The sequence below is a fragment of the Sphingomonas crocodyli genome (assembly GCF_004005865.1).
Lineage (GTDB): Bacteria > Pseudomonadota > Alphaproteobacteria > Sphingomonadales > Sphingomonadaceae > Rhizorhabdus > Rhizorhabdus crocodyli.
Genome location: NZ_SACN01000001.1, coordinates 585,592 through 598,676, shown reverse-complemented (window position 1 = coordinate 598,676; position 13,085 = coordinate 585,592). Strand labels below are relative to the sequence as shown.

The 13,085-nt window shown below is 66.9% G+C and carries 13 protein-coding genes; 6 read left to right on the top strand and 7 right to left on the bottom strand.

Annotated elements, in window-relative coordinates; genetic code table 11:
* Positions 1-67: 67 nt before the first annotated feature.
* From cobT to EOD43_RS02985, 4 genes are read right to left on the bottom strand one after another with little or no spacing between them, the layout of a single operon-like run.
* Complete coding sequence (gene cobT, locus EOD43_RS03000; protein ID WP_127740963.1) at positions 68-1,897, bottom strand: cobaltochelatase subunit CobT; 1,830 nt, start codon at positions 1,895-1,897, stop codon at positions 68-70.
* Positions 1,897-2,676 carry a tyrosine-protein phosphatase gene (locus EOD43_RS02995; protein WP_127740961.1) on the bottom strand — a complete coding sequence of 260 codons (780 nt, stop codon included), beginning with the start codon at positions 2,674-2,676 and terminating at the stop codon, positions 1,897-1,899. The genes cobT and EOD43_RS02995 overlap by 1 nt, the downstream gene beginning before the upstream one ends.
* 19 nt (positions 2,677-2,695) lie before the next feature.
* Positions 2,696-3,700, bottom strand: a complete 1,005-nt coding sequence (gene cobS, locus EOD43_RS02990) for a cobaltochelatase subunit CobS (protein WP_127740958.1) — start codon at positions 3,698-3,700, stop codon at positions 2,696-2,698.
* A gap of 8 nt (positions 3,701-3,708) precedes the next feature.
* Positions 3,709-4,311, bottom strand: a complete 603-nt coding sequence (locus EOD43_RS02985) for a J domain-containing protein (protein WP_127740956.1) — start codon at positions 4,309-4,311, stop codon at positions 3,709-3,711.
* Between the two features lie 38 nt (positions 4,312-4,349).
* On the opposite strand from EOD43_RS02985, the gene EOD43_RS02980 reads away from it, so the two are divergent.
* The 3 genes from EOD43_RS02980 (at position 4,350) to EOD43_RS02970 (ending at position 5,303) form a co-directional block, all read left to right on the top strand.
* The gene (locus EOD43_RS02980) at positions 4,350-4,637 is read left to right on the top strand and encodes a BolA family protein (RefSeq protein ID WP_127740954.1); all 288 of its coding nucleotides are present in this window, start codon (positions 4,350-4,352) and stop codon (positions 4,635-4,637) included.
* A 66-nt stretch (positions 4,638-4,703) separates the two neighbouring features.
* Positions 4,704-4,886, top strand: a complete 183-nt coding sequence (locus tag EOD43_RS02975) for a DUF1328 domain-containing protein (protein WP_127744591.1) — start codon at positions 4,704-4,706, stop codon at positions 4,884-4,886.
* A 72-nt stretch (positions 4,887-4,958) separates the two neighbouring features.
* The gene (locus tag EOD43_RS02970) at positions 4,959-5,303 is read left to right on the top strand and encodes a hypothetical protein (protein ID WP_127740952.1); all 345 of its coding nucleotides are present in this window, start codon (positions 4,959-4,961) and stop codon (positions 5,301-5,303) included.
* 140 nt (positions 5,304-5,443) lie between these two features.
* Here the strand turns inward: EOD43_RS02970 and EOD43_RS02965 are convergent, their stop codons facing one another.
* Positions 5,444-6,526, bottom strand: a complete 1,083-nt coding sequence (locus EOD43_RS02965; protein ID WP_127740950.1) for a DUF3667 domain-containing protein — start codon at positions 6,524-6,526, stop codon at positions 5,444-5,446.
* A gap of 77 nt (positions 6,527-6,603) precedes the next feature.
* Here EOD43_RS02965 and EOD43_RS02960 point away from each other — a divergent pair, with 77 nt between their 5' ends.
* On the top strand, positions 6,604-7,884 hold the full coding sequence (locus tag EOD43_RS02960) for a glutamate-5-semialdehyde dehydrogenase (RefSeq protein ID WP_127740948.1): 1,281 nt from the start codon (positions 6,604-6,606) through the stop codon (positions 7,882-7,884).
* A gap of 128 nt (positions 7,885-8,012) precedes the next feature.
* Here EOD43_RS02960 and EOD43_RS02955 read toward each other — a convergent pair whose 3' ends face one another.
* Positions 8,013-8,795, bottom strand: coding sequence for an NUDIX hydrolase (locus EOD43_RS02955; RefSeq protein ID WP_127740946.1), 783 nt, complete (start codon positions 8,793-8,795; stop codon positions 8,013-8,015).
* The gene (locus tag EOD43_RS02950) at positions 8,795-10,015 is read right to left on the bottom strand and encodes a UbiH/UbiF/VisC/COQ6 family ubiquinone biosynthesis hydroxylase (protein WP_127740944.1); all 1,221 of its coding nucleotides are present in this window, start codon (positions 10,013-10,015) and stop codon (positions 8,795-8,797) included. The genes EOD43_RS02955 and EOD43_RS02950 overlap by 1 nt, the downstream gene beginning before the upstream one ends.
* A gap of 82 nt (positions 10,016-10,097) precedes the next feature.
* Between EOD43_RS02950 and EOD43_RS02945 the strand changes: the two genes are divergently transcribed.
* Positions 10,098-10,646, top strand: a complete 549-nt coding sequence (locus EOD43_RS02945; protein WP_240653056.1) for a P-loop nucleotide/nucleoside kinase family protein — start codon at positions 10,098-10,100, stop codon at positions 10,644-10,646.
* Between the two features lie 68 nt (positions 10,647-10,714).
* A complete protein-coding gene (locus EOD43_RS02940) occupies positions 10,715-13,069 on the top strand; it encodes an FtsK/SpoIIIE family DNA translocase (protein WP_127740940.1) in 2,355 nt (784 codons plus the stop codon).
* The last annotated feature ends 16 nt before the right edge of the window (positions 13,070-13,085 follow it).

Genomic DNA, 13,085 nt, shown 5'->3' with positions numbered 1-13,085 from the left:
GATCGGGAAGCGGACTCAATGCGTTACGGGGTGGTTCGATCCGCCCCCGCGGGGCGTCGTGCGGTGATCAGGTGTCGAACAGCGCCGCGAGCTGTTCGACCATCGTGCCGCCCAATTGTTCGACATCCATGATCGTCACCGCCTTTTGATAATAGCGGGTCACGTCGTGGCCGATGCCGATCGCGACCAGTTCGACCGGCGACTTGTTCTCGATCCAGCCGATCACCTGGCGCAGGTGCCGCTCCAGATAGGAGCCGTTGTTCACCGACAGCGTCGAATCGTCGACCGGCGCACCGTCCGAGATCACCATCAGGATCTTGCGCTCCTCACGCCGCCCGATCAGCCGGTTGTGCGCCCACATCAGCGCCTCGCCGTCGATATTCTCCTTGAGCAGCCCTTCGCGCATCATCAGGCCCAGTGACTTGCGCGCACGCCGCCACGGCTCATCGGCCTTCTTGTAGAGGATGTGGCGCAGGTCGTTGAGGCGCCCCGGTGCGGGCGGACGCCCGGCCGCCAGCCACGCCTCGCGCGATTGCCCGCCCTTCCACGCGCGCGTCGTGAAGCCGAGGATCTCGGTCTTCACCGCGCAGCGTTCCAGCGTGCGCGCCATGATGTCGGCGCAGATCGCCGCAATCGAAATCGGCCGCCCGCGCATCGATCCCGAATTGTCGATCAGCAGGGTGACGACGGTGTCGCGGAAATCGGTGTCGCGCTCGATCTTGTAGCTGAGCGAATGGGTCGAGTTGATCACGACGCGCGCCAGCCGCGCGGCATCGAGCAGCCCTTCCTCCTGATCGAAATCCCAGCTGCGATTCTGCTGCGCCATCAGCCGGCGCTGGAGCCGGTTGGCGAGCTTCGTCACCGCGCCCTGCAGATGGACGAGCTGCTGGTCGAGGTAGGCGCGCAGGCGCGTCAGCTCCTCCTCGTCGCACAATTCGGTCGCCGCAATCTCCTCGTCGAAGCGCGTCGTATAGGGGTGATAGTCGAAGCCAGGGAAAAGGTCGGCCGGCGGACGGTTCGGGCGGACGGGCATCATGCCCTCCTCGCCATCATCCCCCATCTCGCCTTCCATCTCGGACATGTCGTCCTCGTCCATCTGGCGCTGCTCGCCTTCCTCCTCGCCCTGTTCGGACTTGTCGGAGCGCATCTCCATCTGGGAGTCGGACGATCCGCCCTCTTCGTCGCCTTCTTCCTGCTGCTCCTCGCCGTCCTGTTCCTGCTCCTCCTCACCCTGATCCTGATCGAACGGCTCGTTTTCAGGCAGGATCTCGCCTTCGATCAGGTCGAGATCTTCCAACAGCCGCCCCACCAGCTTGGCGAAGGCGCGCTGATCGTCGATCGCGAGGCTCAGCGCGTCGAGATCGGCGCCGCCCTTCTCCTCGATCCATTCGCGCACCATCGACAGGCCGTTTTCGGCGATCGCGGGCGGCGCCTCGCCGGTCAGCCGTTCGCGCACCAGCAGGCCGACGGCGGTCGACAGCGGCACTTCCTCGCGGCTGCGCGCGCGCACCAACGGATCGGACTTGATCCGGACGTCGAGCGCCGCGCCCAGATTGGCGCGCATCCCCACCATCGCCTTGGCGCCGATCGCCTCGACCCGCGCATTTTCGACCGCGTCATAGACGGCGCGCGCCACCGGCTCGGACGGTGCGCCCTTTTCGTGCAGCCCGGCGTCGTGGTGCCGCATCTTCAGCGCGAAGCCATCGGCAAAGCCGCGCGCCTCGGCCACCTGCTGCGCGGGCAGGTTGCGCGGCGGCATCGGCACGCGGATCTGCTTGTACGAAGCCGATGGCGCTTCGGCGGTAAAGCTCAGCTCCAGCTCGGGCTCGCGCGCCACGGCGCGCGCCGTGCCGCCCAGCACCTCGCGAAACGCCTCGATCGGGGAACGTTCGGCCATCAGTCGACCAGCAGTGCGATCAGGCGTTCGCGTTCCGACGGCCCGACGCCGATCACATCGGCCAGATAGGCGTCGACGCCCCCATGCTGCGCATCGAGATGATCATAGGCCGACGCCAGATAATCGGCATCGGCAGCCATCACCGGGGCGAGCATCGCGCGATCGAACTCGGCCATCCGCTTCACCGAAGCCGCGCCACCGTCGAACAGCCGCTGGAAATCGGCATGGGTGTTGGTGTCGAGATAATCCTCCAGGATCGTCTCGCGCGGCACGCCCAGCGCGTGGAGGATCAGCATCGCGCCGAAGCCGGTCCGGTCCTTGCCCGCCGAACAGTTGAACAGCAGAGGCGCCTCGCCCGCCAGCAGCCGGGCGAACATGTGGCGATAGGACGGGGCATGATCCTGCGGGATATCGCGATACAGGTTGATCATCGCCTGCCGCATCCCTTCGGCGCCGCCCTTCCCCTGCTTGAGCAGTTCGGAGAGCACGCCCGAAGCCTCGGCATAATCGCGCGCGAAATAGTGGATGCCGGCCGGCTCGCACCAGCGCGTCGGCTCGCGATCACGCTCGCCGGGGCGGCGCAGGTCGCACACGGTGCGGATACCCAGCGACACCAGATGCGCCTCGTCTTCCGACGTCAGCAAAGTCATCGTGCCCGATCGGAACAGCATGCCGCGCTTCACCCGGCGGCCGTCTGCGGTAGCATAGCCCCCCATGTCGCGCAGGTTGAACCCGCCCGTGAGCGGCAACAGGCGCGGCGCTTCGGCGACTTCAGACATGGGCAACCCCTCTAAGGCGTCAGGCTTTCCCGACGACGCTTTCCGGCAGATCCTTGCCGAACACGCGCTGATAATATTCGGAGACGAGCGCGCGCTCGCTCTCGTCGCACTTGTTCAGGAACGAGAGGCGGAAGGCGAAGCCGACATCGTTGAAGATGAGCGTGTTCTGCGCCCAGCTGATCACGGTGCGCGGGCTCATCACGGTCGAGATATCGCCGGCCATGAAGCCCTGGCGGGTCAGGTCGGCCACCTTGACCATGTTCTCGACCACCTTCTTGCCGTCCGGCTTGTCATATTCGCCCGATTTGGCGAGCACGATCTGCGCCTCGGTCGCCGCCGGCAGATAGTTGAGCGTGACGACGATGTTCCAGCGGTCCATCTGGCCCTGGTTGATCTGCTGCGTGCCGTGATAGAGGCCGGTCGTGTCGCCCAGGCCCACCGTATTGGCGGTCGCGAACAGGCGGAACCACGGGTTCGGCCGGATCACGCGATTCTGATCGAGCAGGGTCAGCTTACCCTCGGTTTCCAGCACGCGCTGGATCACAAACATCACGTCGGGGCGGCCCGCATCATATTCGTCGAACACGATCGCGGTCGGCGTCTGCAGCGCCCACGGGAGCAGACCCTCGCGGAACTCCGTCACCTGCTGCCCGTCCTTCAGGACGATCGCATCGCGACCGACCAGATCGATACGGCTGATATGCGCGTCCAGGTTGATGCGCACGCACGGCCATTTCAGGCGGGCGGCAACCTGCTCGATATGGCTCGACTTACCGGTGCCGTGATAGCCCTGGATCATCACGCGGCGGTTGAACGCGAAGCCTGCGGCGATCGCCAGCGTCGTATCCGGATCGAACACATAGGCGGGGTCGAGATCGGGCACGCGCTCATCGGCTTCGGAGAAGGCGGGCACCTCCATATCCGAATCGATCCCGAACAATTCGCGCACCTTGACCATCTTGTCGGGCGCCTCGAGCACCGTGGTGGTGCGGCTGTCGGGCTGGGTGTTCGGCAAGTCGGTCATCATGCTGCTCATGCGAAGGCGGGACGGGCTTTCAACTGCGTATAAGCGGAAATCACGTCCTGCAAAGCTTTCTCATGACTGCGATCGCCGCCATTCCGATCCGGATGAAAGCGGCGAACGAGTTCGGCGTAGCGGCTGCGCAGCGCGCGGCGATCGGCATCCTTGTCGAGGCCGAGCACCTTGAGCGCCTTGCGATCGCCCTCGCTCAGCTCGCGCCCGTCCTTCCGCTCGCGTTCGGCCGCGCGGGCGAATTTGGCGCCGATCGCGTCGAGCGGATCGATGAAATCGGCCCAGCGCGGCGTTTCCCCCGCGCGCGGCGAAAAGGCGCGCGTCTCGCGCTCCCACCCCGCATAGGGGGTCTGCTGCTGCTCGATCTGTTCGGGGCTCATGCCGGAAAAGAAGTTGTAGCCCGCGTTGAACGCGCGGACATGATCGAGGCACAGATAGCGATATTCGCCCGGCCCGTCGAAGCCGCCGCGCGATCCGCCGACGGCAGGCGCGCGAAACTCGCCCGGCTGTTCGCAGCCCGGCTCCGCGCACAGGCGGCTCGTTCCTTCGATTCGTCCGTGGAAGCGCGGCCCCGCGCGGCGCTTCACCCCTTCGTCGTCCAATCTCGCCTCTCTTCGCGGAAACGGCCTATATAGGGAGGATGACCCAGAATCCCACCGGCCCCGTCGCCACCGAAATCACGCGCCGCCTCACCGCGGCGCTCGCCCCGTCGCATCTGAACGTGATCGACGACAGCGATCATCATCGCGGCCATGCCGGCCATGATGCGCGCGGCGAAAGCCACTTCACCGTAGAGATCGTCGCCGACAGCTTCGCCGGCCAGAACCGCGTCGCCCGCCAGCGCGCCGTCAACGCGGCACTCGGCGATCTGATGAAGGAGCGTATCCACGCGCTTTCCATCAAGGCGCGCGCACCCGGCGAAATCTGAATCCCGCCGGAACCCTAAGCCATTCACGTCGTTTGAATTCCCGAACATCATTTCGGGAGACGCATGATGCTGAAATGGGCACTCATCTTTCTCGTCGTCGGGCTTGTGCTGGGTGCGCTGGGCTTCGGCGGCGTTGGCGGCGCGTTCGTCGGCCTCGCCAAGATTCTGTTCTTCATCGCGGTTGCGCTGTTCATCATCTTCGCGCTCCTCGCCTTGTTCGCGGGCAAGAAGATCAGCCAGTCGCTATAGCCCGATAAAGTTCTCGAGCATGAGCCGCGACGCCCCCGTGCGCCGCGGCTCTTTTGTGTCTAGGATAGGCCGATGAAGTTCGCCCCGCTCCTCGCCGCTTTCGCGGCCGCCGCCCTCACCGTTCCGGCCCAGGCAGTCCTGGTCGACGGTTACAGCGCGCAGCTCGCCAAGCTGCCCGAAATCCGCAAGCAGGCCGTCATCCGCCGCGCGATCCTCGACAACGAAGGCGCGTGCCAGAAGGTGACGATCGTCAAGCTGCAGGGCCGCTGGAAGAACCTGACCATGTGGTCGGCGCGCTGCACCAAAGGCGGCGACTATGGCGTCTTCATCGGCCCCGACGGCAGCGCCCAGGCGCGCTCCTGCGCCGACATCGCCAAGCTGAAGACCCTGCCCGCCTGCCAGCTGCCCAAGCCCTGACCTTTAATCCTCCCCCGGAGGGGGAGGGGGACCGCGAAGCGGTGGAGGGGTAGCTCTCCACAAGGTCATCGCTGCCGGCTAATACCCCTCCGTCAGTCCTACGGACTGCCACCTCCCCCGCCGGGGGAGGACCGACAAGATCAGTGGCTCAGCCCCATCGCCAGCAGCATCAGCACGAACAGGAAGGCTGATGTGTAGGCGAAGAAAATGAGGAAGGCGGTGCGCCAGATCGCGCCGCCCCGGCTGAGGCCGTACGCCCCCTTCAACTGCCGATACATGTGCCACGGCGGGAAGAAGACGAGCACCCAGCCGACCAGCGCCTGCCAGATCCCCGTCGCCGACCACAGGCTGAGCGCCACGACCATCAGCGTCATCGCCGACAGCGAATAGGTCGCGAAGATCGCGTGATCGTACAGCCCCACGTCGCGGCGGAAGGCGAACAGCAGCCAGATGAACGGGATCGAGATCGGGATCAGCGCCCAGCTATATTTATACGCGCTCGACTGGAGCTTGTAGAAGGTGAGGTCCGGGTTCTGCGTGGCATGTTCGACCGCGCGATCGATCCAGCCGAAACCGGTTTCCAGCTCGACCTTGTTGACCTTCATCGTGCCGCCGCTGAACACCGCCTGGGTCGATTGGGCGAGACGGATCGTGTTGAGCGTCTTTTCGGTCGCGACGATCTCGATATCGAGTTCCTTCGCCTCGCGCATATCGCCCTTCAGCGTCGCGCGCTTCTCCTTCAGGCCGACCAGCTTGGCCTCCTCCTTGCCCAGCGCATCGTCGGTCTTGCGCGCCTGTTCGTTCGCGACGGCGCGATTTTCGGCATTGCTCGATCCGGTCGGCCCACCGACCAGCGAAAAGGTCGCGACCATCAGGAAGACCGAGAACAGGAACAATGCCATCGGCGAGACGAACTTGACCCGTTCGCCGTCGATATAGCGGCGCGTCAGCTCGCCCGGCCGGGTGAACAGCATCGGCAGCGTGTGCCAGGTGCGCCCTTCGAAGTGGAACACGCCGTGCGCGATATCGTGGAACAGCGCGTGCGCGGTCTTGTGGATATGGCCCGATTGCCCGCACTGGTGGCAATGCGGCCCGACCAGATCGGTGCCGCAGTTCAGACACGCGCCGTCATGGTCGCCGTGGCCATGATCGCCGCCGTCGATCGCCCGCTTCGCAAGCGCCCCCGTCGCCATGTCGGCGACCGCTTCGAATTCCCCCGTCATGCGCCAAAGCTAGCATTGCCGAAGATCAAGCGCGAGTGGGGTTGGGCGGCCTTCGCGCCCATGATAGACGCGCCCGCATGACGGAAGCAGCCACCCTCGCCCGGCCCATCGACGCCGCCGATCTGATCGCCGACATGGGCGCCCGCGCCCGCGTGGCCAGCGGGCTGCTTTCGCGTACCCCAACCGCCGCGAAGGCCGAGGCTTTGCGTAAGGCCGCCGCCGCGATCCGCGATGCCGCACCGGCGATTCTGGCCGCCAACGCCGCCGATGTCGCGCAGGCGCAGGCCAATGGCCTGTCGTCCGCGATGATCGATCGGCTGACGCTCAATCCCGATCGGATCGAGGGCATGGCCGCCGGCCTCGAAGCCGTCGCCGGGCTCGACGATCCCGTCGGCCGGATCATCGACGAGGCCGAGCGCCCCAACGGCCTGATCCTGCAGCGCGTGCGCGTGCCGCTGGGCGTGATCGGCATCATCTACGAAAGCCGCCCGAACGTGACCGCCGATGCCGGCGCGCTGTCGCTGATGTCGGGCAATGCCTGCATCCTGCGCGGCGGATCCGAAGCGGCATCGAGCAACCGGGCGATCCACGCGGCGATGGTCGCGGGCGTGAGCGCGGCAGGCCTTCCCGCCGACACGATCCAGCTCGTCCCCACCACCGATCGCGCCGCCGTGGGCGCGATGCTGACGGCCGAAGGGCTGATCGACATCATCGTGCCGCGCGGGGGCAAGAGCCTGGTCGCGCGTGTGCAGGCCGAAGCCCGCGTGCCCGTGCTCGCCCATCTCGACGGCATCGTGCACCTCTATGTCGATCGCGCGGCCGATCCGGCCAAGGCGCTCCCCCTCGTCGTCAACGCCAAGATGCGGCGGACGGGTGTGTGCGGCGCCACCGAGACGCTTTTGATAGATCGTTCCTATCAGGAACCCCGCCCGATCATCGATGCGCTGATCAAGGCCGGGTGCGAGGTGCGCGGCGATGCCGCCGCCAAGGCGATCAGCCCGCTGGTGATGACGGCGGACGCCGCCGACTGGGATACCGAATATCTCGATTCGATCGTGTCGGTCGCGATCGTCGACGGGATCGACGGCGCGCTCGCGCACATCGCGGCTCACAGTTCGCATCATACCGACGCGATCCTGACCGAGGATCAGGCGACCGCCGATCGCTTCCTGGCCGAAGTCGACAGCGCGATCGTGATGCACAATGCCTCGACCCAGTTCGCCGATGGCGGCGAGTTCGGGCTGGGCGCGGAAATCGGCATCTCCACCGGCCGCCTCCACGCGCGCGGCCCCGTCGCGCTCGAAGGGCTCACCACCTACAAATGGCTGGTGCGCGGCAGCGGGCAGGTGCGGCCGTAATTCATCCTCCCCCGCCAGGGGGAGGTGTCAGCTTTAGCTGACGGAGGGGGAGGACGGCGGCCAACTCGTTGGATTCGCATCCTCCCCCTCCGTCGCCTTTGGCGCCACCTCCCCTTGGCGGGGGAGGATCAATTGTTCGGCTTCGGCCCCCGCCCCGCCGGGTCGGATCCGTGAATCGGCACGCCGACCTCGCGCAGGAACACCGCGGTCACGCCGTAACCCGCCTCTTCGGGCAGGATCGAATACATGCCGTCCTCGCGATCCTCGATCGTGGGCATCACGCGGACATGCGGGCGCGCCTCGGCCGCCGCAATCGCGCTGTCCGCGTCGGCGCTGTAGCTGAGCAGGCGCAGGTTGAGCCGGGTCGGCAGCATGAAGGAGATATCGGCCTCCGCGCGCGCCACCGCGTCGCCGACCGGCAGCCATTCGATCGCCACCGCCTCACGCCCGTCGCACGCCGCATCCTGTCCATCGGGAGCGCGGACGATGAAGAAATGCGTGTCGAACCGCTTCAGCCCGCGCTCGGGCGTCACCCAATGCGCGAAGCGCACGACGCGATCGAGCGCGAGCTTGCCCCCGCTCGCGCGCACGGCATCCTCGAACGACAGATCCGGCCCGCACGGCCCCAGCTGCTCCCCGACGATCAGCAGCCCGGTTTCCTCATAAGTCTCACGCAGCGCCGCGATCCTGAGCGCGCGTTCCTGCACGTCCAGATCGTCCGCCCCGCTGACCAGCGGCAGCCAGTCGTCATGATGATCCTCGGGATCGGCCAGCCCGCCCGGAAAGACCAGGGCATTGTTGAACACATTGCCCTTGCGCCGCCGCACCATCAGCACTTCGAACGGATCGTCGCGGACGATCAGGACGGTCGCGCTCAGCTTCGCCGGAACCGGGACATAGGGCTCGCCCATCAGACGTCGGCGCCCTGCAGCAGGCGCGGCAGCTTGCCCGTTTCGCCCCGCGCCTCGGCCATGAAGCGCGCCTTCAGCGGCGGAATGCGCTGGACGGCGCCCAGCCCGATCCGCCGCACGGTGCGCGCGGCGCGGCCGGGAATGCCGAACAGCCGGGTCAGCCCGTCGGTCGACGCCGCGACCATGAAGCTGTCAAGGCTGCGCCAGCGCTGATAGCGCGCAAGCAACTGCGCATCGCCCGGATCGAGGCCCAGCCGCATTCCTTCGACCAGAACCTCGGTCAGCGCCGCGACGTCGCGATAGCCCAGGTTCACGCCCTGCCCCGCAATCGGATGGATGCCGTGCGCGGCGTCCCCCACCAGCGCCAACCGCGTATCGGTGATCCGCGCGGCATGATGGAAACCCAGCGGATAGGCGGAGCGCGGCGAGATCATCTCGGTCTTGCCGAAGATACCGCCCATGCGCTTGTCCGCTTCGGCCAGATAAGCGCGATCGGACAGGCCGAGCATCGCGGGCGCATCCTTTTCCGCGACAGTCCAGACCAGAGCGGTGCGATGCCGCCCCTGTTCGTCGTCCACCAGCGGCAACAAGGCGAACGGGCCGCTCGAATAGAAGATTTCCCACGCGACATTGTCGTGCGGCTTTTGGTGCGCGAGCGACGCGATCATCGCGACGTGATTGTAGCTCCACCGCGCGACCGTAATCCCCGCCGCATCGCGCGTCGGCGACTTGCGCCCCTCCGCCCCAATCAGCAGCGAACCGGCCAGCACGCGCCCGTCGTCCAGCGTCACGCGCACCCCGTCCAGATCGCGCTCGCTGTCCACCGGGCGACGCTGCATGAACAGGGTCAGGCCGTCGACGCCCTGCGCGGTTTCGAACAAAGCGCGGCGAATATCGCGATTTTCGAACATATAGCCCAGCGCGCCATCGGCGGCGTCGGGCTCGAACATCAGGGCTTCGGGGCTGAGGCCATCCTGCACGCGTATCGTGTCGATCGGGCAGCCCTTGCCGGCCAGCCGATCGGCAACCCCGATCGCCTGCAGCATCCGCCACGGCGCGCTCGCCACCGCCGACGCCCGCCCGTCAAACCCCGCCGCGAGCGTCGCCGCCGGATCCGCCGGATCGACCACGGCCACCTTTACCCCGTGCCGCGCCAGCGCGATGCCGAGCGTCAGCCCGACCAGACCACCGCCAAGGATGATGACGTCATGCCGTTCCATGTCGACTCCCGTAAGCCCGGCGCGAGCGGGCGGCAACCTACCAAACACCCCTCCCTTGCACGGAGGGGAGGTTCAGGCTTTGATGCCGGTCATGCACCTGATCTTCCTCCACGGCCCCGCCGCTTCGGGCAAGCTGACGATCGCGCGCGAACTGGCGGCGATCAGCGGCTATGCGCTGTTCCATAACCATCTGATCGTCGATGCGGTGGGTGCGCTGTTCCCATTCGGCAGCCCGAATTTCGTGGCTCTGCGCGAACGCTTCTGGATGGACAGCTTTGCCGGTGCGATCGCGGAGGATCGCTCCTTCATCTTCACCTTCGCCCCCGAAGCCAGCGTCGCGCCCGATTTCCCCGACCGCGTTCGCGCGATGGTCGAGGCCGCCGGCGGGCGGATCGACTTCGTCGCGCTGACGATCAGCCGCGACGAGCAGGAACGCCGCATCGACGCCGCGAGCCGGGCCGAGTTCGGCAAGCTCCGCTCGCTCGACCTTCTGCGGCACCTGCGCGACCAGTTCGAGGCGTGCGAGGCCGCGATGCCCCCCTCCGCCGTCACGGTCGATACCAGCGCGACGCCGCCGACCAAAAATGCGCGCCATATCGCCGAAAAGCTGGGTCTGCCGCACGCGGCTTGACCGCGAGTCCCCACTATGCGCATTCTGGCCTGCGGAACATTTGGGGCACAGGCTCCGAAGGTGGGACAATGGCGACAGCAGCGGAACAGGCTCTCAAACCCGGCGGCACGCTGAAGGGTTTCGGTACACGCGCGGGCATGATCCTGGCGGCGATGGCGCTGATCGCGGCGACGATCGCGCTCGGCTTCGCGCTGATCAGCTATCACGTCACCGATCCCGCGCTGAACACGGCAGCGGGCGGCCCGCCCGCCAATGTGCTGGGCTATCCAGGCGCATGGATCGCCGATCTCGCGCTCACCCTGGTCGGCCCGCCCTTCGCGCTGACGCTGCCGCTCGGCCTCGTCTGGGGGATGCGGCTGTGGCGCGGCGCGCCCGTCGGCCGCTGGGGCCGATCGCTGTCGATCGCGCTCGCCGCCGCCATCGCGATGGGGATCGGCCTTGCGCTGTTCCGCGGGGGTTCGGTCGCCGGGCTTCCCGCCGGTCTGGGCGGCGTTCTGGGCTTTTCGGGCGGCGCGCTGGCGATGCTCGGCGTCGATCAGATCGGCGATCCGATGGCGCAGAATGCGGTGCGCCTCAGCATCGCCGCCCTCTTCGCCGTGCTCGGCCTGTCGCTGTGGATCTGGGGCCTGGGCCTGCTGGCCGACGAGCGCGACTGGCTGCTGCGCCGTGGCGCCTATGCCCGCCGCGCGCGGATCGACGACGATCTGGCGGAAGACCTCCCGTTCGACGAGGACGATATCGAGGCGCTCGAACGTATGCCCGTTCCCGCGCGCCCTCCCCGCCACGCGCCGATCGACGAGGATGAGGCCCCCGCCCCGCCCCCCGTCATCGCCGATCGCAAGAAGGCGCCCGCCCCCTCCGCCAAGGCGCAGGCGCGCGACCGGCAGAGCGCCTTGCCGCTGGGCGATACCTACAAGCTGCCCGGCCTCGATCTGCTCGCCCCGCCGCCGCCCAGCAACGGCAAGGCGGTCGACAAGGCCGCGCTGGAGCGCAATGCCCGCCTGCTCGAAAGTGTGCTCGACGATTTCAACGTCAAGGGCCGCATCGTCGAGATTCGCCCCGGCCCCGTCGTCACCATGTACGAACTGGAGCCGGCGAGCGGCATCAAGGCGAGCCGCGTCATCGCGCTGGCCGACGATATCGCGCGCAACATGTCCGCCATGTCGGCGCGCATCGCCGTCATCCCCGGCCGCACCGTGATCGGCATCGAACTGCCGAACCAGAAGCGCGAGGGCGTGGTCCTGTCCGAACTGATCGCGTCGGACGCGTTCGAGGATGTCGCCGGCCTCGCGCTCGTGCTGGGCAAAAATATCGGCGGCGATCCCGTCATCGCCGATCTGGCGCCCATGCCCCATTTGCTCGTCGCCGGCACCACCGGATCGGGCAAGTCGGTCGGGCTGAACTGCATGATCCTGTCGCTGCTCTATCGGCTTACCCCCGATCAGTGCCGCATGATCATGATCGATCCCAAGATGCTCGAACTCAGCATCTATGACGATATCCCCCACCTGCTCTCCCCCGTCGTCACCGAACCCCAAAAGGCGGTGCGCGCGCTCAAATGGGCGGTCGAGCAGATGGAGGATCGCTATCGCATGATGGCGTCGGTCGGCGTGCGCGGCCTCGCCAGCTTCAACGACAAGGTTCGCGCCGCCAAGGCGAAGGGCCAGCCGCTCGGCCGCAAGGTGCAGACCGGCTACGACGCCGACACCGGCCGCCCGATCTACGAGGAAGAAAAGCTCGAATATGATCCGCTGCCCCAGATCGTCGTGATCGTCGACGAGCTGGCCGATCTGATGATGACCGCGGGCAAGGAGGTCGAATTCCTGATCCAGCGGCTGGCGCAGAAGGCGCGCGCGGCGGGCATCCACCTGATCATGGCGACGCAGCGCCCCTCGGTCGACGTCATCACCGGCGTCATCAAGGCGAACCTGCCGACGCGCATCAGCTTTCAGGTCACGTCGAAGATCGATAGTCGCACGATCCTTGGCGAACAGGGCGCCGAACAGCTGCTGGGCAAGGGCGACATGCTCTACATGCCCGGCGGCAAGCAGATCGCCCGCGTCCACGGCCCCTTCGTCAGCGACGAGGAGGTCCGCGCCATCGCCGAGCATTGGAAGATGCAGGGCACCCCCGATTATATCAGCGCCGTCACCGAGGAGCCCGAGGATGGCGGCTTCGCACTCGAAGGCGCGCCGGCGGCCGACGATCCCGAAACCGCGACCTATCGCAAAGCGATCCAGCTCGTCGTCGAAAACCGCAAGGCATCGACCAGCTGGCTCCAGCGCCAATTGCGCATCGGCTACAACAGCGCCGCCCGCCTGATCGAGCGGATGGAGAAGGACGACATCATCTCCACGCCGGACCATGTCGGCCGCCGCGAAGTGATGATCGACGTCGCCGACCTCGGCCGCTTCCTGAGCTAAAAACCCTCTCCCTGCA